Below are 25767 nucleotides of genomic sequence, written 5' to 3'. Positions count from 1 at the left end.
CCGCGATGCTCACTATCGACCATTTAACTCTTCAATTGCCCTACTATGCCCATGGCCATGCCTCATGGTGGAAACGCCGCTGGGCCACCTGCCTGGATGACTTAACGCTGCAAATTTCGGCAGGTGAGGTACATGCGGTGGTGGGCGCGTCAGGCGCTGGAAAAAGCCTGCTGGCCTACGCGATTATGGGCTTATTACCGCCTGCTGCCCGTTTAAGTGGACAGCTGAACTATCAGGAAAAACCGCTTGATGCCGTTCGCCAGCGTCAGCTTCGCGGCCGCGAGCTGGCACTTATTCCCCAGTCGTTGAGTGCCTTGGATCCGCTGGTGCGCACTCACCGCCAAGTGACCTGGGCGGCCCAGCGTGCCGGGCAACCCTCGACCGGTGCCCGGCATGCTGCCCAACGCGCCCTTGACCATTACCAATTAGACACACAAGCACAGCAGGCCTACGCCCATGAGCTTTCCGGCGGCATGGCTCGTCGCGTGTTAACGGCCATGGCACACGTGAGTCAAGCGCAGTTAGTAATTGCCGACGAACCCACTGTCGGCCTGGACCCGCACCAGCGCCAGCGAGTGTTGGACGCGCTGCGCGGGCTGGCTGACCAAGGCAAAACGGTGATCTTGATTACCCATGACCTGCGCCACGCCCTGCCAGTTGCCGACCGAGTTACCATCATGCGAGACGGCAAGCAGGTCGAAACTGCCCTCGCCTGCGCTTTTCAAGACGATGGCACTTCGCTTAATCACGGCTATTCACAGGCTCTGTGGCTGGCGCTGCCGGACAACGCTTTTACAACGGCGACAATCAGCAAAGATAAACAGGGGGTGAGCGTTGCTTAAAGCGCACCAGCTTAGCTTTCAGTTTTCACCCGGCGTCCCCCTGCTACAAGCGGCGTCGCTAACGCTGAGCGCGGGGCAGTGGGTAGGCATAAGCGGCGACTCCGGGGCGGGCAAATCAACGCTGGGGAAGCTGTTGGCGGGCTATTTGGCGCCCCAGGCGGGCAGTGTCACCCTGGATGGCGCTGCGCTGCCCAAAAGCGGCGTGCAACCTGTGCAGTGGCTACCCCAATCGCCGGAGCTGGCGGTGAACCCCCGCTGGCGAGTAGCCAAGATTTTACGCGAAGCATGGACGCCTTCTAACGCGCAGTGCCAAGCGTTTGGCCTGCAGGAAAAGTGGCTTTCCCGCCTGCCACAATCGCTATCAGGGGGAGAGCTCCAACGGGTATGCGTATTGCGGGCGCTAGCGCCAGAGGTACGCTTTCTGGTCGCCGATGAGATATCCACCATGCTCGACCCGATTACCCAGGTTGAGCTTTGGCAGGCGCTAAAACAGGAGGCGGCACAACGCCAGCTTGGCGTACTGGTGATTAGTCACGACAGCGCACTACTGGAACGGCTTTGCCCACAGCGTTTCCATTTAAGCGGTGGTCAACTGACGCCATGGTAGTTGATGAAAGTTAGTTAACCGCCTGGCGACGCTCAAAACGCCACAGGCCGAAAGCAATCATCAGGGTGATACTCAGCAGTAACCACGAGCCAATGCTCACCCCTGTCCAGCCGGCCCAGCGCCAGAATGGCTCCAGCCAGAAGCCGCCCAAACTGGCCCCCATGTAGTAAAACACCAGATAAAGCGCCGAGGCACTGCCCCGGGCACCCTGGGCATAACGCCCTACCCAACTAGACGCCAACGAATGCGCCAGGAAAAAACCAAAAGCATTGACGGTTAAGCCAACAATTATCAGCACCAGTGAATCCGATAAGGTGATCGCCGTGCCAAGCATTAAAATCATCACCCCCATCATCATGCACGCGGCAGGCGAAAACCGACCGGCCAAGCGCCCCGAAATCATCGAACCAAAGGTGCCGCCTAGATAGGTCAAGAAAATCAGCCCCAAACCACTGGCAGCCAGCTGATAGGGCGCCGCCGCTAACCGGAAGGTGATATAGCTGTACTGGTTGATGAAGATCAGGAAATTGATGCCACCCAAGCAGTACGCGGCAAGCAGCACAGGCGTGCGCAGATGATTACCTAAATCGCTGGCCGCTTTGCGCAACTCAAATCGCTGGGGAGTAAAAGCGCGGCTATCAGGTAACAGACGCCAAAATATCACGCAGCCAAGGAGCGTCATGATGCCTACCGCAAGAAATGCAGCAGTGGGGCCACCTATTTCGGCAGCGGCACCACCAACGATACGCCCACTAATACCGCCGAGTGAATTAGCGCCAATATAGAGCCCCACGGCACTTAATAGCGCAGGCTTCTCAAACTCATCGCCCATCCAGGCGATTGCTACGGCGGGCAGCCCTCCCAGCACAAACCCCTGCACCAGGCGTAGCAGCAGCAAGCTTTCAAAGGTGGGCGCGAAGGCCAATGCGAGCGAGCAGCCGCCTGCAAGTAGCAGCGTTATGCGCATAATGCCTTCGCGGCCAATAGCATCCGAAAGCGGCCCGAATACCAGCAGCGCCAAGGCTAAAGAGAGAGTTGAGACGGACATGAGCAGGCTGACACCCAAGGTCGAGACGTCGTAAGTCTCCTTCAACCCAGGCAGCAGCGGCTGCGGTGCATAGAGGTTAATAAAAACAAGAAATGAGCCTAGGCAGAGCGCCAAGGTAGCGCGCCACCAGGCGCGCGTTTTGGCTTCAATCATTCCATTCCTAAATAGTTAGAGGCCTGACGACTAGAAAACACTTCCGCCTAACTGGGCCAAATGCGTTGGCTCCAGCGCACGGCGTGCCTGCCAGTAGTGGCGCCGCCAATAACTATTATCCAGGCTGGAAATAATCACCCCTTTAGAGGTCGAGGCATGCAGAAAATAGCCATTACCGACATAAATGCCGACGTGGTTATATCGACCTGGTGGGCTGAAGAACACCAGATCGCCCGCCTGCAGCTCTTGGCGGTCGATCGGGCGTCCCTCGTGCACTTGCCCACTAGTGGAACGCGGAAGCTCTAAATTAAAGGTGTCACGATAAACATTGCGTACCAGGGCGGAGCAGTCAATGCCTCGTTCTGACGTGCCGCCAATCCGGTAAGGCGTTCCTGCCCAACGCTGATGCTGGGCCAGCAGCGCCTCACGAACCACTGTTGGTGGCGGTACTTGCAGACTACGCAATTGCGCATTGATGGGGTCAATCGGCGACATTTGCGGATTCGCCCCCATTCCCGGCAACGACATGGAGAAGTAATTCTCTGGAGCCTGCATATTACTCTGTCGAGAAGAACCTGCGCAGCCAGAAACCAATGTAACTATAAAACAAACACTTACAACACGGACAGCGGTCACAGCGGGGCGTGGCAACGCAACCATGCGATTAACCTCGTGACATTTATAGGGGGTCGGTATGACAAAACTCATTTTTCCACGCACGACTATAAGCTAGTTATCATATGTTTGGCGAGCTTCAATGTAACGTACGCTGATCGCCCGGCAGCGTATCAATATGCAGTGGGGCGAAATGGCGCGGTTTATTTCCCGGAAAATCGAGACTCACCCATGGTCCGGCCAAAACTGGCGCGCCACACACCCAAGCCACTAACGCCTGACGAAAACCGGCTAAAAAGCTCTCCCGCTCTGGGGTTTCGCCCATAAAAAACGAGAAGCCTGCATACATGCCCATGGCGTACTCCTGCCATCCGGCATAGTGGTCCGCCGCCAGCTGATAAGCACGATCCAGCACAGTGGCAAACGCAGCACTATCAAGCCAACCTAGCTGCCGCGCGGCAATCGCCAGATCGACCAGTTGAGCAATATCCCAGGCCGCCATATCGACTTCATTACAGCCATCCTCGTTGTCACGCACCCGGCGCAAACGAAGCAAGTGGTGGCGCTCGTCTTCAGCACAGTCGCCAGACTCAAGAATGGCGATTTCAGCGCTTAAACGCTCTGGATTGAGCGTGTAAGGAGCGTAATTAATCTGGTACTCCTGGCGGTCGCCTGATTCGAGCATGTAGGTCAAGAACTCCTGCATATCGCCAGCGCTGCTCAAATGATAGTGGCTATCCACCCACTCACGAATCTCAGCGCACTCCCGGGCGCTCTCGGGCTGTGGTTCACTCCAAACGGCACTGTTAAGTGGCCCCACCAGTGACATGGCAGTGAAGTGGCTCAACGTGGGACGACTGCCCGGCTCACACCAGGCGTCATGACGCCAATCCAACCAGTGGAACAGGCTACCGGGGTCTTCAATGTGCCAAACAATCTCATTGATTAACGATGCATGCTCTGGCTCTGGCAGGCAGCTCTCCCAAGCAAACCATGCGTCTAACAGGCGTTTAGGGTTGGGGTAAAAACGGCATAGACAGCTGCGCAGCGCACTGGCGTACTCCATTAATGGCGCCCGATCCAGTAAACCGCTATCGAGGGACATATGCAGATAGAAGGCGAATTTTTCGGCCATATGGATAGTGGCCGCATGGCGGCTCACCCCTTTAACCGCATTACGCTGTTTAAGCTCTTCCGGAGTCGGTTGGCCAAACCAACTTTGCGAGGGCGGCAAAACGCCATGCACCGCGTCAGCCGCCAGTTGATTAAGATGATGCGCCTGGGCGGGTAGCCAGTAGCGCGCCAACGCATGAGCACCTTCATCGGCGTGCAGGCCCAGCGACTCCTGCAAATAGAGCGCCGCATCGGCACGCTGCTCTTCTGGCAGCGCAGCTGACGGGTCTATTTGACGCAGCATTACATCGGGTTCGCGAACGCTGGCCAATGCCAACAGCCAGTGATGGGACGTATTGCGCCATTGTCGAATACGCGTTTGAGATGCTTTCCGCGTGTGTTCGTCCAAGAGTTCGCCCGGCGGCCGTTTCCAGGGGCTGTGAGCGCTGTGCAGCAGTAACTGGTGCCGCTCACTGGGAGTTTTACCGCGCCGGTCAATGCCATCAAACAGGCTCTGTCCACGCCCATAGGCGTTAAGGACGGCGTACCAATCATGGTAGCGGCGGCTGATCAAATCGGCGGCATGTCCCGCCAGGTCATCGGCCTCATCCTGACTGAGCCAACCGCAGCAAGCGCCCGCCCAGGCAAGCTCGACAAGTCGAAGCCAATCCCAGGCTGCCCACTCCAGCGGTTCTCCCTGGGTTACAAATTTATTCAGTACGGGCGCGTAGGGCGACTCTTCGACTACGCTGCGCTGCCACTCCATGCGCTGAGCGTTATCCATGCTCAGCAGTTCACGGGCTTCGATATCCCAGCGCTGTCGCTCTCCCTGTGCGCCTAGCCAGAGCATTACCCCCAGCAGGGCGTCGCGGTCATGAACATCCCATACGTGTGCCAGCCACGCGGTGGCGTCGGGCCAGTCGGTATGGCTAGCAGGATAAACAGTGATTGGCCGAAACAGCGCGCATAGCCGCCAGCTCTGTGCCTGAGGCTGTTGAGGCCAGAGTGACGCAGGGGGAGGAAGTTTAGCCAAGGCATTTTCGAGGGCTTCCCAAGTGACGCCTTCGCCATCGGTTTCGAGATTGGCAAGCGCCTGGCAGGCATCCATAAAGCGATCGTCTGCACCCACTTCCCAGCCTCTTGCCCCCAGGGCACGGCGCAGGTCGGCGAGCCATGCGCGCAAATCACTGTAATCACTGGTAATACGACGGGTTAAATAGTGAGCCCAGGCGCGTGACTGTTCTGCCTCTAACCAGCCCGCCGCGCCAGCAAGCGCTGCCCACTCCAAAGCGCCCAATAGACGATCGGCATGGCCTGCGGGGGCGCCCAAGCCGTGAAACAGTTGCTCGGCCAGCTCTCCCCGGTCGGTAATTCCCAGTTGCAGCAGTCGCTGCTCAGCAGCGCCTGCATCGACCGCCAGCGGATGAGGGGTAAATGCCCAATCACATAGCACAAGCTGTTGGGCCCACCAGGCATTTAACGCGTCGATCAAGAGGCACCTCGAAAAAGCATAGTATCACCACCCACTAACACAGGGTCACCACCAGCAAAGAAGCAGAATAAAGCCGACCAGTGTAACGGAAGTGGCCTGAAACACCGATAGCATCGGTATAAAACGACACCGCCCGGCACAAGGCCGGGCGGTCGTCAAACAAGTAACAGTTAAATTGCTACGCTTTTTTGACCTTACTAATCACCCACAAGAGCACCACGGCACCCACGATCGCCGTTACCAGTGAACCGATAAAGCCGCCGGAAGAGAGGCCTAAAAGGCTGAACAAAAAACCGCCAATAACGGCACCAACGATACCGACACCAATATTACCCAGAATGCCGAAACCGCCGCCACGCATGATGTTGCCAGCTATCCAACCAGCCAAACCACCAATGATTAACCATGCAATAAAGCCCATATAGTCTCCTTACTATTTTAAATACTGGTTCAAGTACCGATTACAAGTACCAGCTCAATTACGGGTTTTAGCTACGTACCCTAGTACGTGTTTTACCACCAGTCGTGCTTGTTCTACCATAGCACACAGCGTTACTGTTCGGCGCCTATCAGTGTAGAAGCTCGGCAACTCTTAAAGGAAAATTCATGATTCCCGACTCGCTCAAACAACTGCTTAAAAGCACAGATGGCCAGCAAACGGCCAACTGGGAAGGCCGCGACGTGGTGCTTTTCAACATGTCGTGGGGTGAGTTGGCAATCAGCCTGCAGGGCGCTCAAGTGCTTCACTTCTGCCCTTCATACGATACCGATTGGCTATGGCTGACGCCTACTCCCCAAGCGTTGCCAGGGACTATTCGCGGAGGCATCCCACTCTGCTGGCCGTGGTTTGCCGACGAGCGCTATGCCGATGAAAGCCCCGACCGTGACGGCCCGTTTCATGGTCTTGCCCGCCACGCTGGCTGGCGCTTAGACGCTGTCGATGAGCACGCCGAAGGCATTGAAGTCCATCTCTCACCCGAACAGCGCCTGCATACCCAGCTCACCGCTCGTTTAGTGGTACAGGCCAATGCGCAGCGGCTAAACGTTGAGCTGATTAGCGAAAATATTGGTGAAACGCCGGTTAAAACCAGCGGCGCACTACACACCTACCTCGCCGTTGCCGATATTCATCAGTGCCGTTTGGAAGGTCTTTCTGGTGCGCGCTATCTCGACAAGCTGCGCGACTTTGCGGAATCCGAACAGCAGGGTACGCTGGCCGTTCAGGGTGCTGTTGACCGCATTTACCATACCAATGAGGCAGTGCTGCTCAACGATGGCGAGCGCAGCCTGCGCATTGGCAAGCAGTCAAGCGACTCCACCGTGGTGTGGCACCCCAACAATGAACTTCCTAGCGACACACCCGCCGAGGCTGCACGCCACTTTATCTGCGTTGAAGCCGCCAATACGCGCTTAGACCCGGTTTGGCTGGTTCCTGGCGCTCAACACTTGCTAGGCACTACCCTCAGCCGCGGTTAACCTTCGGTTCATCAACGCGTTGTTATCATGCGTTCACTATTATTTGAGCTAGGGAGACCCGATGGATCCGCAGCAATGGCTAGAGGCCGCTACGCTAGCCTTTAATTTACTCGGCATGGTGGTGTGTTTGGTCGGCCTTACTTTGGCGCAAAAGATGACCCGCCGCTGGCCGGGCTACACGCTGGCCGGGGTAGGCTTTTTGATTGCCACCCTGCCGATGCTTTCGCAGCTACTATTAGTGTTTCGTTAATATAATGCTGGAACTGGTCAATCAGCCCTTTTCACTGTCGTGAGTTAGCGCTGTTAATGGATAGTGGTCAATTGCCACAAAAGGATCAATAGGATGCGTCAGCCGTTAAGTCGCGAACTAAGCAATTTGTTAGAGCGGGGGCGTGATCGCCAGTTGCGCTTAGCGGTAACGGGGCTCTCGCAAGCGGGCAAAACCGCTTTTTTAACGTCGTTGGTCAATCAATTGCGCCATGCGGGCGTAGAAGCACGTCTAGATTTGCTGCCCGCTGCCCGTGAAGGCCGCCTGCTGGGTGCCCAGCGGCTCAACCAGCCCGATTTGGGCGTGCCACGCTTTCCTTACGACCCGGGCATGGCTGCCCTACGCGATACACCGCCCCGCTGGCCAGAACCGACCCGCGGCATTAGTGAACTGCGCTTGCAACTGCGTTACCGCCCTGCCCGAAGCGGCTGGCTAACCCCTGAAATTGCTCACCTTACGCTCGACCTGTTCGATTACCCCGGCGAGTGGTTGCTCGATTTGCCGCTGCTGCAGCATGACTTTTATAGCTGGAGCAAAGCCCAGGCCATGTACGCAGGCGAACAGCGCCGCGGCCTGTTTAGCGAATGGCTGGCAGCGGTGGAGCAACTCGACCCTGCAAGCGAAGCGGATGAGGCCCAGCTTGCCACCCTAGCCGAGGAGTATGCTCAGGGGCTGCGTCGCGCTAAGCAGGCGGGGTTTTCCGACCTGCAGCCTGGGCGATTTTTGCTGCCTGGTGAGCTTGAAGGCGCCCCCGTACTGCAGTTTTTCCCTTTGCCACAACTTAATGGGTCTCAACACGATACCTCTAGAGAAGCGCTGGAAGCACTGCCCGCCAATAGCCTTTACGCTACCCTGGCAGCTCGCTTTCGCTACTACCAGCAGCAGGTGGTGAAACCCTTCTACCGCGACCACTTCCGCCGCTTTGACCGCCAGATCGTTCTGGTGGATGTACTTGGCGCGCTGAATGCTGGGCCTGAACGGTTTGAGGACCTTTCCCGCGCCCTGCGCCAGCTAATGCACAGCTTCGACTATGGCAAACGCAGCCTGCTCACGCGCCTGTTCGCGCCTAAAATTGACCGGCTGGCAATTGCGGCCACCAAGGCCGACCATGTCACCCCCGATCAACACGGCCATGTGGTGCAGCTGCTAGAGGCCTTACTGGCAGAGCCACTGAAAGACCTGCGCTTTGCCAATGTGCCGGTCAAAGCTCTCTCGCTGGCCTCGATTCGCGCCACCGAAGCTCGTGAGGTGGCCCATGAGGGTAAGCGCTCACCCGCGCTACGCGGCACCACACTGGAGGGTGAAGAGGTACTGGTTTACCCCGGCGATGTGCCCCCCCGCCTACCTACTGCCGATTTTTGGCAGCAACAGGGCTTCGACTTCCCCGGTTTTCGCCCGATGCAAACCACCTCAGAAGCGCTTGACCATATTCGCATGGACGCTGCCATCGACTGGCTGATTGGAGATAAGCTCACATGACCACCCCACAGCCACGCCGTCACTTTACCCTGGATGACACACCAGAAGATGTCGCTGAAACAGCTTCGTCCTTGCGCCAGCGTGAAGCCTTTGCTGGCACCAGTGAGCACCACCCTCTGGCGCCGCTTGCTGAAGAAAAAGCGCTGCCAGCCGCCAGTTTAGGCGCGCCGCGCAAGCGTCGCTGGGGGCTGATATTTGCCCTGGTGGGCGGTGCGGGGCTAGGCACAGCAGAACTGGTGACCGGCATACCCGATGCGCTGGCGCAGTCACAGTGGCTCAACATGGCCTGGCAGCTTTTCGGGATCAGCCTGATTGGTTTAGGGGGGCTATCATTACTTAAAGAGCTGGGGCGTTTACGCCGCCTGAAACGTCACGACAAGTTACGCGTTGATCTGGCCGAACTGCCGCTACGCTCACCCAAGCAAGCCCGGGCCATGGCCGAGCAGCTAAGGCGCCAGCTTAAACTCGCCGATGATGACCCGCACTGGCTGGCGTTTCAACGCGCCAGTCAGCCGCACCATAGCGGGGAAGAGATCCAAACGCTGCTACGCTACCACCTGCTGGCACCACGCGACCGTGAAGCCCAGCGCTTGGTTACCCGCATGTCCGGGGAAACCGCGATTATGGTGGCGATCAGCCCGCTAACGCTGGTGGATATGGCGCTGGTGGCCTGGCGCAGTTTGGCGATGGTAGACAGGCTCTGCCGCCTGTATGGTCTTGAGCTGGGCTACGCCAGTCGCCTGCGGCTGTTTCGTAACGTGCTGCACAACATGGCCTTTGCTGGGGCTAGCGAACTGGCCACCGACGCCAGTATGGATATGCTCTCGCTGGATTTAGCCAGCCGCCTTTCCGCCCGTGCCGGTCAGGGCCTGGCCACCGGGCTTCTAAGCGCAAGGCTGGGATTGCGTGCCCAGCGCCTCTGCCGTCCTGTACCTTTTACCCCAGACGAACAACCTAAGATCGCCGACCTTCGCCAAGACCTTTGGCGGCAAATCAAGCGGCTCGACAAAGAAACGGTTCCGCAGAGCCGCCAATGAAGTAACCAACGACAAGCCTGCTTTCGGTTATAAAATAGGATTCAACGCTGTTTATCCTCATGATGGATGTTTAACATAGCATCCTCCAATGAGGAGACGTAGTTCATGAACAATCCCAACAATCCTGAGTCGCCTTCTGAAACGAGCGACATGCAGACCGACTATGTCGTCGGTCAGGATAATATCAAGGGGCAGCTTGGCCCCATCGGCTTCGACATCCACAACCGCGTGTTTGTGGTATCCGCGCTTGCTTCGGCCATTTTCATCGTCCTCACCCTGCTGTTTCCAGAGCGTGCGGAAAGCGTTTTCCAGTCCATTGTCGCCTTCTCTACGGGAACGCTGGACTGGTATTTCATGATCCTGGTCGATTTCTTTATTCTGTTCTGCTTAGCACTGGTTGTTCTGCCTTATGGCTCAGTTAGGCTAGGCGGAGCCGATGCCCGACCGGATCACAGCTATCTCTCCTGGTTCGCCATGCTGTTCACCGCAGGCATCGGCATCGGCCTGCTCTTCTTCGGCGTACTCGAGCCGGTTTACCACGCCAATGTCTCGCTGCCCTTGGGCGTCGAGTCCCCATTTGGTGCTGACGGTGAGCTAAATCCAGCGGCGATTGCTGACGCCAGTGCCTTAGGGCTTGCCGGCACCTATCTCCACTGGGGTATCCATGGCTGGGCAGTGTATATCGTAATGGCACTGGCGCTTGGCCTGTTTACCTATAACAAGGGCCTTCCCTTCTCGATTCGCTCGGCATTCTTTCCTATCCTCGGTGAGCGCGTCTGGGGCTGGTGGGGCCATGTAATTGATATCCTGGCGGTGTTTTCCACCCTCTTCGGGCTGGCAACGTCCCTCGGGCTCGGCGCCCAGCAGGCCAATGCGGGGATGAACTTTGTCTTTGGCCTGGAAGTAAGCACTTTAACCCAGGTCATCGTCATCATTCTGGTGACAGCGGTGGCGCTGGTGTCGGTTTGGCGTGGTCTTGAGGGCGGTTTGAAGAAGCTCTCCGAGATCAACATGATCCTGGCCGTTCTGTTCTTCTTTTTCGTGCTCTTCGCTGGCCCCACGCTTTTGGCACTAAGCGGCTTCTGGTCGGGGCTTACTACCTATGTCATGGACTTTATTCCTCTCTCCGCGCCTTTTGGCCGCGAAGACGATGCATACCGCCAGTCCTGGACGATTTTCTACTGGGCGTGGTGGATTAGCTGGGCACCTTTCGTGGGGATGTTTATCGCTCGTGTTTCCCGGGGGCGTACGGTGCGTGAGTTTATCCTCTGCGTTTTGCTCGTTCCCAGTATGTTTATCTTTATCTGGATGGGCGTCTTTGGCTCGACTGCCCTTGAACAGCTCTACGCTGACCCGGCGGGCAGCCTGGTGAAAGAGTATGTCATCGACAACTACAGACCCGAGCTTTCGCTGTTCGGCATGCTGAACGAGCTACCGTTGACGGGCCTGATGTCGACCCTGGGTATCGTCCTGGCGCTGATCTTCTTTGTCACCTCTTCGGATTCGGGCTCCCTCGTCATCGATACCATCACCGCCGGTGGCAAAATCGATGCTCCGCGGCCACAGCGTATGTTCTGGGCAGTCATCGAGGGCCTCATCGCGATCGTGCTGCTTATCGGCGGCGGCCTAACCGCGCTTCAGGCAGGGGTTACCGCCACCGCTATTCCGTTCTCGATTGTGATGCTGCTGATGTGCTATTCGATCATCAAGGCGCTCAATGGCGAGCTGCGGCTTATCCGAAAGTGATACCTGCAGCTAAAATCTTTAGGCAAGTGTAAAAAAGGCCCTCTGCTGGTTTCAGCAGAGGGCCTTACTATTCACAACAGGTTCGAACCACGTCGTTTACGCAATACGCTGCTCGGTCTTGGCATCAAATAGAATTGCTCGCCCCATATCTACCCTTAGCGCCAGTCGCTCCCCGGCAGCTACTGCACATTTAGGCCCAACACGGGCTGTTACTTCCTGTTCGCCCAGTGGTAAGCGCAATAAGATATCCGCCCCGGTAGGTTCCACTACCGCTACATTGGTACTCAGCAGCGTTCCCTCGGCTTGAGAAGTTAATCGTTCGTCCTCTTCGCTGAAGTGCTCCGGCCTTAGGCCAAGAATCACCGGCTGATTCAATCGCTCGGCCATGTCGGGTGCGATACGCGCTTCCGGCCAGGGCAGCACCAGTTCCTCTTCCCCCGGCGTGGCAATCCGTAGTTGATAACCACCATTGTTATCTTCCAAGGTGGCGCGAATGAAGTTCATCGATGGCGAGCCCATAAAGCCAGCCACAAACATATCCACCGGGTTGTTGTAGACCTCGTCCGGCGTGCCCAGCTGCAGGATATGACCGTCGCGCATCACCGCAATGCAGTCCGCCAGGGTCATGGCTTCGACCTGATCGTGGGTGACGTACACAATGGTGGTTCCTAAGCGCTGGTGGAGCTTTTTGATCTCGGTGCGCATATCCACGCGCAGTTTTGCATCCAGATTAGAGAGCGGCTCGTCAAACAGGTAGACCTTGGGCTCCCGAGCCAGCGCCCGCCCCATCGCCACCCGCTGGCGCTGCCCGCCAGAAAGCTGTGCAGGCTTTCGCTCCAGCAGGTGAGTGATCTGCAGTAGATCGGCTACCCGCTCCACGGCCGCTTCCCGCTCGGGTTTGGGCACCTTGCGCATCTCAAGCCCGAAGCTAATGTTCTGACGTACGGTCATACTGGGGTAAAGCGCGTAGGACTGAAATACCATGGCGATGTCCCGATCCGCAGGGGTGCGCCAGGTCACGTCTTCACCATCAATATAAATATTGCCAGAGGTCACCGGTTCAAGCCCGGCAATGGCATTCATCAGCGTGGACTTACCGCAGCCAGAGGGGCCAACCAGAATCAGGAACTCGCCGGAATCGATCGAGATACTTACGTCTTTAAGCACCCGCTCGTTGCCAAACTCTTTGCGCACGTTGTGGATTTCTAACGCTGCCATAATGAAAATCCTATTATAAGACTGCTGACAAAGCTGTTAGCCCGGTCAGAAAAACCCTTCGCGGGGGCGCTGTAAATCCCTCCCTGGACTCTACTTTTTCCATCCCTGGAAAATGCCCCCCGCTACGGGTTGATCTGACCTTGCCAAGGCGATCTTTAGAGAGTTGTCATCAATCTGATTGTTATTAGCCTTTAACCGAACCTGCAGTCAGCCCGCGCACGAAGTATTTTCCCGCCAACACGTACACCACCAGGGTGGGCAGCGCGGCAATCATTGCCGCCGCCATATCCACGTTGTACTCGCGTACACCGGTGGAGGTATTCACCAGGTTGTTAAGTGCCACGGTAACGGGCTGGGTGTTATGGGCTGAAAATGCCACGCCAAACAGGAAGTCGTTCCAGATTTGGGTGAATTGCCAAATTACTGACACGACAATAATCGGAGCCGAAATCGGCAGTATAATGCGCCAGAAAATGCGGAAAAAGCCCGCGCCATCCAACTTCGCCGCCGATACCAGCTCATTGGGAATACCCACATAGAAGTTGCGGAAAAACAGCGTGGTGAAAGCGATACCAAATACCACGTGAACCAGGATTAGCCCGGCACGGGAGCTGGAAATCCCCAACCACCCAAGGGTTTGCGCCATGGGCAACAGCATCACCTGGAAGGGAATAAAACAGCCAAACAGCATCAGCGCGAAAACTAATTCAGAGCCTTTAAAGCGCCATTTGGTCAGTGCGTAGCCGTTGAGCGCACCAATGGTGGTGGAGATCAGCACCGCTGGGATCACAATCGCAAAGGAGTTCCAGAAGTAGCCACCCACGCCCTCGCAGCGCATGCCGGTACAAGCTTCACCCCAGGCTTTTGTCCACGGCGCCAAGGTGGGATTTTGCGGAAACGAGAGCAGCGACCCGGCGCTGATTTCGCTCAGCGGTTTCACCGAGGTCATCAGCATGACCACCAGCGGTAGAATATAGAACAGCGCGGCGAGTATCAGTACGCCATAGAGCAGACCACGGCCGAGCCGCGCAGCGGGCGTCTGACGACGAATCACATTAGCCATGCTTGCGGCTCCTTAATTCGGAGTAGAGGTAAGGAATCAAAATCGCCAGCACGCCGCCCAACATCAGCATGGCGCTGGCAGAGCCCAAACCTATCTGCGCCCGGGTAAAGGCGTGGGCGTACATAAAGGTGGCGGGTAGATCGGTGGCGTAACCAGGCCCGCCGCCGGTGAGCGCGACGACCAGATCAAAGCTCTTAATCGCAATATGGGCCAAAATCATTACCGCGCTAAACACTACCGGACGCAGGCAAGGCATCACCACGCGCCAATAAATCCTCGGCAGGCTGGCACCATCCAACTGGGCCGCTTTCACAATACTGTCGTCGATACCCCGCAGGCCGGCTAAAAAGAGTGCCATCACAAAGCCTGACGCCTGCCATACGGCGGCAATCACCAGGGTATAAATCGCCATATCCGGGTCAGTGATCCAATCAAAGCGAAACGATTCAAATCCCCAACTCTGGACCATGGCCTGAATACCCAATTGCGGGTTAAGTAGCCATTTCCACACTACCCCGGTCACGATAAAAGACAGCGCCATGGGGTAGAGATATATCGTGCGCAGCGCGCCCTCTTGACGAATTTTCTGATCGAGCAGAATGGCCAGCAGCGAGCCAATCACCAAGCATATCAACACGAACAGCACGCCAAAAATCATCAGGTTGGTCGAGGCGACCCACCAGCGCTCATTGGCCATCAGGCGTGAATACTGGCCAAAGCCGACAAAGTCATAGCTGGGCAGCATGCGCGAGCTGGTTAGCGAGAGCACGAACGTCCACAGCATGAAGCCGTAAACAAAGAACAGCGAAATCGCCACCGACGGTGCCAGCACCAAGCGCGGCAGCCACGCCTGCAAACTGCCGGAGGGCGTCGACCGCTTAGCGCCAGCCCCTAAAGGCGTCGCAGAGGTATTTTTCATGGGGAGGGAATCTCTCATTGGAGAAGTGTCCTTGCCAAGCAGCATAATGTTCTTACTAAGCAAAATAGTGTTCTTGCTAAGCAGAATAGACGCCGCCGTTGCGGCGGCGCCTGGAGAACGCAAACGCTAGAAAATCTAGAAAGAGGCCGCTTCGGCGGCGCTCACCATACGTTCTGCTGCTTCTTCAGCGGGCATATCGGCGTCGTTGAAGTAGTTAGTGACTACATCGAAAATGGCGCCCTGTACGTCCGCACGTACGGCCATTCCGTGAGCCATACTCGGCACTAGGCCACCCTCTTCGGCGGTACGCTGAAAATCGGCCAACGACTGCTGGGCACAGCTATCGAATTCGCTCATATCCAGATCAGGCCGCGCCGGGATTGAGCCCTTGGCAAGGTTAAACGCCTCTTGGAAGGTAGGCTCAAGCACCAAACGTGCTAACGCTTGCTGCGCTTCGCGCTCCTCGTCGTCGGTGACCCGGAACATGGCCAGGCTATCGATGTTGAAGGTGAATGCATCTGCGGTGCCCGGCGCGGCGGCACAAAGGTAATCTTCCCCGGCGGTCAGCCCTGCCGCGGTGAATTCGCCTTTCGCCCAATCACCCATCAGTTGAAAGCCGGCCACTCCCTCAATCACCATCGCAGTGGCAATGTTCCAGTCGCGTCCGGGCATGCCCTCATCCATCAGCTCACGCGTACGCTTGAAATCCTCAAGTGCGGCGATCATCTGTTCGCCGCCCAAGGCTTCTGGGTCTAGCTCTACCAACGCCTGCTGATAAAACTCGCTGCCCTGGCCACCTAGCAATACGCTTTCGAATACCGTTGCGTCCTGCCAAGCCTGGCCGCCGTGAGCCAGCGGTACGAAGCCCGCTTCGCGGATCGCCTCGCCTGCCTCGAACAACTCATCCAGCGTGGTGGGCATCTCCACCCCTGCCGCTTCCAGTACTTCCGGGTTGGCCCATAGCCAGTTGACCCGGTGCACGTTGACGGGCACCGCTACATATTGGCCGTCATAGCGCATGATATCGGCCACCACTTCCGGCAGCAGTTCGTCCCAACCTTCGGCATCCGCTACGTCATTTAAGTCGCCGAGCAGGCCCAATTCGCCCCACTCTTGAATCTCGGGGCCTTTGATCTGGGCCGCTGAAGGTGGGTTGCCCGACATGGCGCGTGACTTGAGCACCGTCATGGCGGTTTCACCGCCGCCCCCGGCCACGGCGAAATCTTCCCAGCCGTAGCCTTCGGCTTCCATTAACTCTTTGAGCACGTTGGCAGCACGGGCTTCACCACCGGAAGTCCACCAGTGCAGCACTTCAACGTCGTTGGCGTGGGTAGTCGTCGCGAGCGTGGCACCAGCCAAAGCAAGCGCAAGGGTTGTCTTCTTTAACGTCGACATGGAGTAACTCCTTATATTGTTATTGTCCTCTCGGACGTTCGACCTCTGGGAGAGTAGGCTAAGTTAGGCCACAACGGGAGTTACCGAGTACTGCATAGTGTTGGGGTTTTATTACAAGCCTGTAATAGTTTTCTGGCGGGGTAACGTGAGCATTACTACAAGCCCTTTTTCTGGATCATTGGCAAGCTGAATATCGCCGCCGTGGGCGCGAGCAATATGTCGAGCAATACCCAGCCCGAGGCCACTACCGCCAGTATGTCGGCTGCGCGAGGGTTCCAAGCGCACAAACGGCGAAAACACCCGCCCCAGCTGCTCTTCGGGAATACCGGGACCGTGATCGCGAATGTGCAGAGTGACCGCGTTACCGTGATCAACGAGCGCTACCTCGGCCTGCTTACCATAGAACACGGCATTCTCAAGCAGGTTTGCCAGGCAGCGTTTAAGCGCCAGCGGTTTGGCAATCAGCGGTGCAATAGCGTGGCCGTTTTTAATCTCGATACTGATCTTACCGCCCTGAAGGCTAAGCTCTTCTGCTAGCTCTTCGACCATGTGCGTAAGATCAACCGATGCGGGCTCTTCGTGCAGATCCAAGCCTTTTACCGAGGCCAAAGCGCCTTTAACGAGGCTATCCAGCTCATCCAATGAAGCGCAAAAACGCTCACGCTGATAGTCATCATCAAGCATCTCGGCGCGCAGGCGCATCCGAGTTAACGGCGTCTTTAAATCATGGGAAATCGCCGAAAACAGCCGCTCGCGCTCCTCAATCTGCTCGCGAATACGCCGCTGCATACGATTGAACGCCGCGGCGGTGGCGGCAACCTCTTTGGGGCCGCTCTCTTTGAGAGGCGGCATATCCAAGTCATCACCCAACTGATTCGCTGCCCGTGAAAGCCGAGCCAGTGGTCGGGTCACGCTGGTGATGCCCAAAAGCGAGAGCGCCAGCACGCTTAGTAGCACCAGTAGCCCGACCAGCAAGCGCTCTTCAGAGAGCCAGCGATAGCCGCTGAAAATATCCGGTACGCCTAGCAATGTGGCGACATACAGCCAGGTGCCTGGGGCAAGCTCCAATTGAACGACCAGAATCGGCGGCGAAAGCGGTTCCATCAGCAGGCTGTGCTGCCCCCAGCGCGGCGGCAGATCATAGAGCAACACTTCATTATTCAGCACTCGCAGGTTTTCCGGGCGGGAGAACTCGACAATCACATCATCAATATTGAGCTGCTGGGTGAGCACCGAGCGCACGTTGTTCACCACTACCTCTTTCTCCGGGCCCGAACCGATATCGTCGATGGTGAGCCTGCGCTCGTTAACGCTAACAAAAAAGCGCGTGCCACCCATATTACGCAGCTGATCGAGCACGATATGACGGTAGTCCACAGGCAGCGAGCGGAAAAACTTCATGGTGGAGGCGATGCTAAACGCCATGTTAGTGGACAGTTCATCCAACTGCGCCAAATGGCTGGAGCGCACCTGGGAAGTCCAGATCGCGTAGCTGGCCCCTTGGGCGGCCAGCACCCCAGCGATCATGATGATCACAAAGCGCCCGCGCAGCGACGGCGGCAACCAGCGGGATACTCGTCTGGATAAAAGCCGCCTGGTCTCGGCCCACCCCACTTGTTTCACGTTAATGCATCTACCTGGGCGGTTAACACATAGCCTGCGCCACGCACCGTGCGAATCAGCTGCGAGTGCTGGGCATCTTCACCCAGCCGTTGACGCAGGCGGCAAACGTGGACATCAATGGAGCGATCAAGCGGCGGCGCGTCCCGCCCACGGGTAAGCGCGTAAAGATCATCCCGAGTGAGAACCTTCGCCGGATGCTCTAAAAACACCTGCAATAGCTGAAAATCAGCCCCTGAAAGCGCGGCGCGCTCGCCCTGCAGGTCAATCAGCTCGCGGGTCATACGGTCGAGTTGCCAATTACCAAAACTGACCCAGCGCGCCTGCCCCGCAGGCAACTCTGGCGGAGTACAGCGGGTGCGTCGCAGTACCGCTTTGATGCGCGCCAGCAATTCGCGGGGATTAAACGGCTTGCCCAAGTAGTCATCAGCCCCCAGCTCCAGACCCAGAATGCGGTCGGTCTCATCGGCACTGGCGGTGAGCATGATTATCGGCACATCGCTATGCTTTCTAACGTCGCGGCAGATGGTAAAGCCGTCGTCACCAGGTAGCATTAAATCGACTATCAGCAAGTCTGGGGTATGTTCGGCACGCAGCGAATGCAGCGCTTGGGCGCCATCCGCCGTAAATACCCGGTAACCGTGCCGCCCCAGGTAGTCAGCGAGCAGTTCACAAATTTCCGGGTCATCGTCGACCACAATCAAGGTAGCGGGGGTTGTCGTCATCGCAGCGGGTTCAGCCCTACGCTATTGTCGTTATTGGGCTTTGATGATGGTCTAGGGAACTGTGCATCTCAACCCCCCTTCGACTAATGATGAAATCACCTGTGGCTACGCTTTTTCTGTGTATTAATAAGAATGCTAACAAAAAAATACAATATTTACTTAATGCTTTTGTTTGCTTAGCCGATTAATAATGTAGATATAGAGCAATAATCAGCGCTTTCGTCACTATCATCGGCCACATATTGATGGCGATTAAGCAAAGCCACAAGGAGGTATTGCAATGACAATCGGTATTGGTTCATCCACCCCGGCGACGTCGCAAACGACTGCTGGCAGCCGCACCCAGGACGTATCAACCAAGGGAGCCGAACAAGGCGAAAGCACAACGCCTACCTCTGGTTCATCGAAGCCATCCAGCCAACTGTCTACCCTGGCCCAGCAGTTAAGTGACAGCGCCCTGCGTGCCGAAGAGCGTGATGCCAGCCTGGATCGTAAAGCGTTAGGGCAAAAAGCCGATGCACTGCTCAGCCAGATTACCGGCCAGGGCTACCACAACAACCGAGCTCGATACGACGCCGAAGTGCCCAACACCGATGACCCAGAACTATTGGAGCGGGCTAAACAGGCCACCTCCTTTGTTAATGGCAGGGGCAGCAACCCTTTCAGTGGCCTATCTCAAGACCAACTCGCTCTGATTATTTATGATGATAGTGGCACGTTTACGGCCAATGAGCGCCGCGCAGCTTGGGCAGAAGAATACGATCAGGAAACAGTAAGGAGGGCAGCAGTTATAGCTCGAGGTAAATTGGAGTATGAACAAACTGGCAAGATGACCGAATTTTTCAAAGAAGTGCTGGGTAATTACAACGAGCTGCCCCCTATTATGCAGGCGCAATATCCTGATTTTTATGCGCCGCGCCTTGAGCACCTAATCGAGATGGACTTCAACTTTATGACCCACCGCGCTGAAGGCAAAGGGGCCCCTGAAGATATTTTTGACATACTGATGTCAAGTGACGACTTCTCCAATCTTAGCAAACGCTTTGCTAACTCATCGGTTAGTTGACCACTACAGACCAACTAAGTAACAAGCAATGGTCCGAGCCTTAGCAATACACCGCAACCTTTACGGTCTACTTATCATTGACTGTCCTCGACCCGGTAAAGCCAAGGGCACTATTCGTCAATTTATAAGCGGAGACAAGTCGTGAAAACACACTCTTATGCCTTTAGCCTTTTGAACACCAATAATCATTATAACGAAAAAGTGCTAGGGCGCGGCACCATGAGCGCCAGCCATATCAATTCACCAAATTATTATGGATTTCAGGCTGGCGATTCTCCTCTGATAGAGGGCTCATCCAGAATAGCCAGTAGCCATTCCCTGACCAAGAGCGAAGAAAAAAGCGCCGTGGTCAACCTCTCTTCCATGGCGATGGAGATGTCAAAGATACTCTTGAAGGAGGAAGGCGCGGCAACCGTCTCTCCCGCCGCATTTGACGGTTTTCTAGAAAAAATGCATGAACAGCTTCAGGAAATGGTCGGGCAGGAAGTGGGTAAGGTAGCGGAGATACTGCTGGAGCGCCCGAACAGCTTCGACAAAAATCGGCTTTCTATTGCCGAGCAGGCGGCCAACCACCTGATGTCTAAATTTTATAATAGCGACGAGCCGTTCCCCCAGGCATCCTCCGAAAACCCTTTCGCCGAACTGGATAGGCACTCGCTCTCCAAAATCGCCTTCGATGACTCTGGAGACTTTACCGCGGCGGAGCGCTATTTGTCGTTTCTGCAGATGACGGAAAACGATACTCACTTCAGAAACCAGGCGTATGAATTGTACAGCGACACATATGCTGCGGAAGGTGACTACGGGGGGGGCCTGACTCGCATGGCTAGGCAGGTCGACGCTAAATTGATCTCTGGAATGACGGAGGCAGAAAGAGCCTGGCGCGGTGTATCGGTGGCTCCCGAAGAAAACAAGCTAGCTCAAGCAGATAATAGGAACCTCTCTGAATTACCCGCCTATACGAATGGAGTAAAAGCATCGCTGGAAAGTTTTTTCGTCGTAGAGGGCGATGAGAATGGGGGTGTGTTGCGCAGCATCGACATCAGAGCAGTGCTTGAAAACGAAGAAGAAGGCATGAGCCTGCTAAAGATGGCGCTGCGTAGCCTTGAGCAAAAAGACTCGGAAGAACGTTAGGAAGAGTGTTGGTTCTTAGTGGCGTCGGTGGTATTAATCAGTCATTTCCTGAAATTGCTTGATTGGCTAAAACCACCAGCGAATAAATAAAGCGTAACGTCAGTCTTTGAACAGCTCATCAAGGGAGTTAGCGGTCAAGATAGCAGCCGACCACTCCTCCAGCTGTTCAGGCGTTGCTTGTCCCAAACGCTGTTCTGCCCAAACAGGCAGCTCGCCAAATTTGAAGCCAAGCTGCTTGCGCAGAATGCGCTGGGCTTCTTCTTGTCGGCCTTCTTGCCGTCCTTCCAAACGCTCTTTTTTGACCAAGTTCTCTAAGTTCTCTGCCAACATATCTTTATCCTCCACCAAACTATTGAGCTGCTTCAGGTTGACCTCTGCCCCAAGTCGCTGTAAGTGACGAAATTAAAAGCCCCAATTAATACATAATCCTACAGCCCAAAGCGCTTTTTCAGCCATACGGCAACGGCAGCCTCACCATGGTGGCCAATGCGTTCGGCGTCCTTTATACGGTCGAATAGCTCCGGATGGGCGTTGCCCATTACCTGGGCTTCCCCTGCTAAATCGAGCATTTCGGTATCATTAAGATTATCGCCAAACGCTAGGCAATCTGCAGGCGTTAAGCCCAACCGTTCCAGCAGTGATGACAGCGCCACGCCTTTGTTGACCCCACCGGCCATGATTTCCAGAGAATCAATCGTGGAGTAAGTAATATGCAGGTTGTCGCCGTGGGCCTCTTGCGCCTGGGCTTCCAGCTGTTTCAGAGCACCTGGATCGCCTAGATAGAGCACCTTGCCTACACCGTTAGTGTCCATTTGCGCGGGCGGCACGACTTCATAGCCAAAACCGGTAGAAGCATGAAGTGATAATAGATGTGGGGCTTCGGCATCAATATGCCAGCCGCTTTCATGGTAGAGGTTCAAGCGCACCTGAGGCGGGCGCGGGAGATTAATCAGCGTTTGTGCATATTCAGGTTCGACATGGGTCGCGGCCAATAAGGTGCCTTGTGGGTCGTGCACATAGGCGCCGTTGGTACTGATCAGGTGCGCGGGAATGTCCAACTGATCACGAAATACCTTCATATCGTGATAGTGACGCCCCGAAGCAAGCGCGACGTGGTGGCCTTGCTTCACCAGCGCCCGCAGCACTTCAACCGTGCTTTCGTGCAGGGTGTGGTCGCTTCCTAGTAGGGTTCCATCCAGGTCAGAAACAATCAGGCGGGGTGTCATAGTGCGCTCCATCGGCATGGGCGTTTAGCTTAACCGATTCCCCTAAACGCATGTAAGCCTTTGACGCGCCGTCACCCAAGCGAACATCCGGGCCGACTTCACTCGGCGGCAATTGGCGTGGCAAGCGGGAATCCGTATAGTGGCACCCTAACTCTCGCCAACTGATTGAGCTCATGCTTCAGAATAACTCCATGCTTGCCCAGCTCAAGCAACAGATTCGTCAAACCACCCCCCGTGCTGAAGGGGTGATCAAAGCCACCGACAAGGGTTTCGGATTTCTCGAAACCGACGACGGTGAATCCTATTTCGTGCCACCACCCGCCATGAAGCAGGTGATTCACGGTGATCGCGTGGAAGGCGTGATTCACGAGAACGGTGACAAAAAATCCATTGAGCCGGAAAAGCTGATTGAAGCTGGGCTTGATCGATTTGTCGCCCGCGTGCAGAAGCGCGAAGGACGTCTGGCCGTGGTGCCCGACCATCCGTCGATTAAAAACGTTATCAAGGCGCGGATTAAAAACAACCTTGATGAAGACAGCATTGCTGACGGCGATTGGGTCGTTGCGCGCTTGGTGCGTCATCCGCTAAAAGCCGATGACCGCGCTTTCTTTGCCCAGATTGATGAACTGGTCGCTAAAAGCGATGATCCGGCAGTGCCGTGGCGCGTCACGCTTGCCCGCCATGCGCTGGAGCAAGAGTGCCCCGATGCGAGTACCGATTGGCCGCTGATGGATGAAGGCCTGACGCGCGAAGATTTAACCGCCACGCCTTTCTTCACCATCGATGGTGAGAAGACCCGCGATATGGATGATGCGCTGCACATCGCACCTCGCGCGGAAGGCGGCTGGCAGTTAAGTGTCGCGATTGCCGACCCCACGGCCTATGTGGAAGAGGGCCATGCGGCGGATTTAGAAGCCCGCACTCGCGCCTTTACCGTTTACCTGCCCGGTCAGAACGTCACTATGCTGCCAGAGCAGCTAGCGGATGATCTCTGCTCGCTGTGGGAAAATAAAGAGCGCCCCGCGCTGGCCTGCACGCTGGATATCAATGCCGACGGCAGCCTGGGCGAGTACCGCTTTTTTGCGGCGAACGTTAAATCCCACGCCAAGCTCGTTTACGACAATGTCTCCGACTGGATCGAAGGCCAAGGCGATTGGGCGCCAGCAGATGATATTGCCGAGCAGCTCACCGCGCTGCGTGATTTGACCGAAGCCCGTACCGCTTGGCGCAACGAACACGCACTGGTGTTTAAAGACCGCCCAGACTACGTGTTTGATCTCGATCCCGCTGGCAACGTATTGGCCGTGCGCACCGAAGAGCGCCGCATTGCCAACCGTATGATCGAAGAGTCGATGATTGTGGCTAACGCCTGTTGCGCGGACTTCCTGGCCCAGCATATCGGCCACGGTATCTTTAACGTGCATCGCGCGTTCGAGCCTGAGAAAGCCGAAGCTGCCCAGGAGTTCCTGGCAGGTCAGGAGATCGTGGTCGAACGCGAAGCACTGACCGAGCTTGCTCGCTACACCGAGCTGAAGCGTGCGCTGGAAAGCCGCGACGACGCTTGGCTGGATGCGCGCCTGCGCCGTTTCCAGGGCTTCACCATGATGTCGGCACAGCCTGGCCCGCACTTTGGTTTGGGTCTGGCTGCCTACGCCACCTGGACCTCGCCGATTCGTAAGTATGGCGATATGGTCAACCACCGCCTGATCAAGCGCGTACTGAAAGGTGAACAGGCACCCGCTGAAGCCACCCAGCAGCTCACCGAGCAGCTGACGGAGCGTCGCCGTCTGAATCGTATGGCCGAGCGCGATGTAAAAGATTGGCTCTACGTGCGCTACCTAACGCCCGCCGCGCAGAACCAGGATACGTTTGAAGCCGAAATCATGGCCATCAACCGTGGCGGTATGCGCGTTCGTCTGCTGGAAAATGGCGCGACCGCCTTTGTGCCTGCTCCCTTGATGCACAGTGACCGCAGCAAAGTGGTGATTGACGATAAAGAGGGACGTATCCAAATCGAAGGCGAAGAGCGTTATAAGCTTGGTGATCCGCTTCGTGTAGTGCTTACTGAAGCCCGCGAAGAGACTCGCTCGCTGGTGGCTAAACCGGCTGCGTAAACACACTCGTTTACTCGCAATAACCGACAACGGCGCCTAAGGGCGCCGTTGTTGTTTACGCTGTTTGGCTGATAATTAGTCCGCCTTCATCAACGTGCGGGCGATCTGTAAAAGCTTCTCATCCTGCCAGCGATCGGCAATTACCTGCACCCCCACCGGCATGCCGGCACTCCCTTGGCTCAACGGTAAATTGAGGCAAGGCACTCCCAACAGTGTCCATGCCCGACAATATATGGGGTCGCCAGTTGCATCGAGGCCTTTCGGCGCTTCGCCTTGAGCACTAGCGGCGAGAATGATATCTACCTGCTCGCTAAATACCTGAGCAAGCGCCTGCTGCATTTCGCTAGCGGCACGCTTGGCTTCGATATAGCGATGAAAGCTAGTGGCGCGTCCCTGCTCGATTAACTGAACCAGTTTAACGCCCATCTTAGCGGCGTAATCCTGATATTCACTCGCTAGTGATTGAGCAGCTTCATAGGCCATAACCACTTTTTGATGCTCAACGAGTGCTTCGTAGCGGGCATCTAAATTTAGTGGCACTACCTCGGCACCCGCCTGCTCAAAACGTGCCTGCGCATTTGCCAGGGCCTGCTCAACCTCAGGCGTCAGCGGCTCATCAATGGGCAAGGTGCGGATACCAACGCGGACACCTTTGAGGTTATCTAACGCTGGGATGGTGGGCGCCTTGGTCAGCGCCGAGAACGTCGTGCAGATATCGTCGATATGGCGGGTAAACCAGCCTAACGTATCTAGCGAGGCCGCAAACGGTTTCACGCCGTCACAGCTAAGCGTGCCAAACGTGGGCTTGAAGCCAAATACGCCACAGTAACTCGCTGGCCGAATCATGCTGCCAGCCGTTTGTGTACCAAATGCCAACGGCACCATACCGGCTGCAACAGCCGCAGCCGAGCCGCTTGATGAACCTCCCGGTGTGCGGGTTGGATCATGGGGATTGCGGGTCTTGCCGGGAGTGAAGTAGGCAAACTCTGTCGATACCGTTTTGCCCATGACCAGCGCCCCTTGCTGCTCTAAAAGCGTGACCAGTGCAGCATTTAACTGTGAACCAGGAGAGCTAAGATAACCGCGAGTGCCCCAGGTAATGGGCATATTCGTTGTGTCGATTATGTCTTTAATACCTACCGGCACTCCATACAGTGGCTTACTGCCTACATCTACCTCTGAAGGTAACGCTGGCAAGCGTGGTGCCAGCGCCTCCCAGGCTTGCACCTCGGGCTCGCGTGTTTCTATATGGGCTGCGCAGTAGTGCCACCAGTCATAGGGCTCGGCACGGCCTTCTTTCAAAGCGGCTTGATAGTTCTCGATGGTCAAATGGGGATCAATGGTCACAACGCTCTCCTGTAAAACTATCAAAGGCCATTACTGACAGCTGTTGCCAGTAAAAAAAATCAAG

The 25767-nt window shown here is 56.2% G+C and carries 24 protein-coding genes; 10 read left to right on the top strand and 14 right to left on the bottom strand.

Annotated elements, in window-relative coordinates:
• Positions 1-5: 5 nt before the first annotated feature.
• A complete protein-coding gene (locus MLE19_RS00680; protein ID WP_240716153.1) occupies positions 6-842 on the top strand; it encodes an ATP-binding cassette domain-containing protein in 837 nt (278 codons plus the stop codon).
• Positions 835-1449: an ABC transporter ATP-binding protein gene (locus tag MLE19_RS00675; RefSeq protein WP_240716152.1), complete on the top strand. Its 615-nt coding sequence runs from the start codon at positions 835-837 to the stop codon at positions 1447-1449. The genes MLE19_RS00680 and MLE19_RS00675 overlap by 8 nt, the downstream gene beginning before the upstream one ends.
• A gap of 10 nt (positions 1450-1459) precedes the next feature.
• Here the strand turns inward: MLE19_RS00675 and MLE19_RS00670 are convergent, their stop codons facing one another.
• The 4 genes from MLE19_RS00670 to MLE19_RS00655 all read right to left on the bottom strand — a co-directional run bounded on the left by MLE19_RS00670 (position 1460) and on the right by MLE19_RS00655 (position 6291).
• The gene (locus tag MLE19_RS00670; RefSeq protein ID WP_240716151.1) at positions 1460-2650 is read right to left on the bottom strand and encodes an MFS transporter; all 1191 of its coding nucleotides are present in this window, start codon (positions 2648-2650) and stop codon (positions 1460-1462) included.
• A 30-nt stretch (positions 2651-2680) separates the two neighbouring features.
• Positions 2681-3205, bottom strand: a complete 525-nt coding sequence (locus tag MLE19_RS00665; RefSeq protein WP_240716150.1) for a C40 family peptidase — start codon at positions 3203-3205, stop codon at positions 2681-2683.
• Between the two features lie 199 nt (positions 3206-3404).
• The gene (locus tag MLE19_RS00660) at positions 3405-5870 is read right to left on the bottom strand and encodes a YbeU/YbeR family protein (protein ID WP_240716149.1); all 2466 of its coding nucleotides are present in this window, start codon (positions 5868-5870) and stop codon (positions 3405-3407) included.
• A 178-nt stretch (positions 5871-6048) separates the two neighbouring features.
• Positions 6049-6291 carry a GlsB/YeaQ/YmgE family stress response membrane protein gene (locus MLE19_RS00655; RefSeq protein WP_008958536.1) on the bottom strand — a complete coding sequence of 81 codons (243 nt, stop codon included), beginning with the start codon at positions 6289-6291 and terminating at the stop codon, positions 6049-6051.
• 185 nt (positions 6292-6476) lie between these two features.
• Here MLE19_RS00655 and MLE19_RS00650 point away from each other — a divergent pair, with 185 nt between their 5' ends.
• The 5 genes from MLE19_RS00650 to MLE19_RS00630 all read left to right on the top strand — a co-directional run bounded on the left by MLE19_RS00650 (position 6477) and on the right by MLE19_RS00630 (position 11876).
• Positions 6477-7346 (top strand): D-hexose-6-phosphate mutarotase, encoded by an 870-nt coding sequence (locus MLE19_RS00650; RefSeq protein ID WP_240716148.1) that lies wholly within the window; start codon positions 6477-6479, stop codon positions 7344-7346.
• A 61-nt stretch (positions 7347-7407) separates the two neighbouring features.
• Complete coding sequence (locus MLE19_RS00645; protein ID WP_240716147.1) at positions 7408-7596, top strand: hypothetical protein; 189 nt, start codon at positions 7408-7410, stop codon at positions 7594-7596.
• Between the two features lie 93 nt (positions 7597-7689).
• On the top strand, positions 7690-9093 hold the full coding sequence (locus MLE19_RS00640) for a YcjX family protein (RefSeq protein ID WP_240716146.1): 1404 nt from the start codon (positions 7690-7692) through the stop codon (positions 9091-9093).
• Positions 9090-10130 (top strand): YcjF family protein, encoded by a 1041-nt coding sequence (locus MLE19_RS00635; protein WP_240716145.1) that lies wholly within the window; start codon positions 9090-9092, stop codon positions 10128-10130. Before MLE19_RS00640 ends, MLE19_RS00635 begins: the two co-directional genes overlap by 4 nt.
• Before the next feature lie 105 nt (positions 10131-10235).
• Positions 10236-11876 carry a BCCT family transporter gene (locus MLE19_RS00630; protein WP_240716144.1) on the top strand — a complete coding sequence of 547 codons (1641 nt, stop codon included), beginning with the start codon at positions 10236-10238 and terminating at the stop codon, positions 11874-11876.
• 96 nt (positions 11877-11972) lie between these two features.
• On the opposite strand, the gene MLE19_RS00625 is transcribed toward MLE19_RS00630, so the two are convergent.
• The 6 genes from MLE19_RS00625 to MLE19_RS00600 form a co-directional block, all read right to left on the bottom strand.
• Positions 11973-13094, bottom strand: coding sequence for an ABC transporter ATP-binding protein (locus tag MLE19_RS00625; RefSeq protein ID WP_240716143.1), 1122 nt, complete (start codon positions 13092-13094; stop codon positions 11973-11975).
• 184 nt (positions 13095-13278) lie between these two features.
• On the bottom strand, positions 13279-14157 hold the full coding sequence (locus tag MLE19_RS00620) for a carbohydrate ABC transporter permease (protein WP_240716142.1): 879 nt from the start codon (positions 14155-14157) through the stop codon (positions 13279-13281).
• Positions 14150-15076, bottom strand: coding sequence for a carbohydrate ABC transporter permease (locus tag MLE19_RS00615; RefSeq protein WP_240716141.1), 927 nt, complete (start codon positions 15074-15076; stop codon positions 14150-14152). Before MLE19_RS00615 ends, MLE19_RS00620 begins: the two co-directional genes overlap by 8 nt.
• Positions 15077-15211: 135 nt before the next feature.
• Positions 15212-16471 (bottom strand): ABC transporter substrate-binding protein, encoded by a 1260-nt coding sequence (locus MLE19_RS00610; protein ID WP_240716140.1) that lies wholly within the window; start codon positions 16469-16471, stop codon positions 15212-15214.
• Between the two features lie 111 nt (positions 16472-16582).
• Positions 16583-18094: an ATP-binding protein gene (locus MLE19_RS00605; RefSeq protein WP_240716139.1), complete on the bottom strand. Its 1512-nt coding sequence runs from the start codon at positions 18092-18094 to the stop codon at positions 16583-16585.
• On the bottom strand, positions 18091-18816 hold the full coding sequence (locus MLE19_RS00600) for a response regulator (RefSeq protein ID WP_240716138.1): 726 nt from the start codon (positions 18814-18816) through the stop codon (positions 18091-18093). Before MLE19_RS00600 ends, MLE19_RS00605 begins: the two co-directional genes overlap by 4 nt.
• Positions 18817-19096: 280 nt before the next feature.
• On the opposite strand from MLE19_RS00600, the gene MLE19_RS00595 reads away from it, so the two are divergent.
• Together MLE19_RS00595 and MLE19_RS00590 are read left to right on the top strand one after the other, a co-directional pair.
• Positions 19097-19882: a hypothetical protein gene (locus MLE19_RS00595; RefSeq protein WP_240716137.1), complete on the top strand. Its 786-nt coding sequence runs from the start codon at positions 19097-19099 to the stop codon at positions 19880-19882.
• A 141-nt stretch (positions 19883-20023) separates the two neighbouring features.
• The gene (locus MLE19_RS00590) at positions 20024-21016 is read left to right on the top strand and encodes a hypothetical protein (RefSeq protein WP_240716136.1); all 993 of its coding nucleotides are present in this window, start codon (positions 20024-20026) and stop codon (positions 21014-21016) included.
• A gap of 99 nt (positions 21017-21115) precedes the next feature.
• Here MLE19_RS00590 and MLE19_RS00585 read toward each other — a convergent pair whose 3' ends face one another.
• The 3 genes from MLE19_RS00585 to MLE19_RS00575 form a co-directional block, all read right to left on the bottom strand.
• A complete protein-coding gene (locus MLE19_RS00585; protein ID WP_240716135.1) occupies positions 21116-21346 on the bottom strand; it encodes a DUF4351 domain-containing protein in 231 nt (76 codons plus the stop codon).
• Between the two features lie 98 nt (positions 21347-21444).
• Positions 21445-22242, bottom strand: coding sequence for an HAD family hydrolase (locus tag MLE19_RS00580; protein ID WP_240716134.1), 798 nt, complete (start codon positions 22240-22242; stop codon positions 21445-21447).
• Positions 22217-22417, bottom strand: coding sequence for a hypothetical protein (locus tag MLE19_RS00575; protein ID WP_240716133.1), 201 nt, complete (start codon positions 22415-22417; stop codon positions 22217-22219). Before MLE19_RS00575 ends, MLE19_RS00580 begins: the two co-directional genes overlap by 26 nt.
• Here MLE19_RS00575 and MLE19_RS00570 point away from each other — a divergent pair.
• Complete coding sequence (locus MLE19_RS00570) at positions 22416-24356, top strand: exoribonuclease II (protein ID WP_240716132.1); 1941 nt, start codon at positions 22416-22418, stop codon at positions 24354-24356. The two genes, MLE19_RS00575 and MLE19_RS00570, sit on opposite strands and share 2 nt — an antisense overlap.
• A 75-nt stretch (positions 24357-24431) precedes the next feature.
• Here the strand turns inward: MLE19_RS00570 and MLE19_RS00565 are convergent, their stop codons facing one another.
• Positions 24432-25703 (bottom strand): amidase, encoded by a 1272-nt coding sequence (locus MLE19_RS00565; RefSeq protein WP_240716131.1) that lies wholly within the window; start codon positions 25701-25703, stop codon positions 24432-24434.
• Positions 25704-25767 lie beyond the last annotated feature (64 nt).

The organism is Vreelandella neptunia, assembly GCF_022489065.1.
Lineage (GTDB): Bacteria > Pseudomonadota > Gammaproteobacteria > Pseudomonadales > Halomonadaceae > Vreelandella > Vreelandella neptunia_A.
Note: the sequence above shows the minus strand (reverse complement) of the source record. Positions and strands in the feature narration are given on the sequence as shown.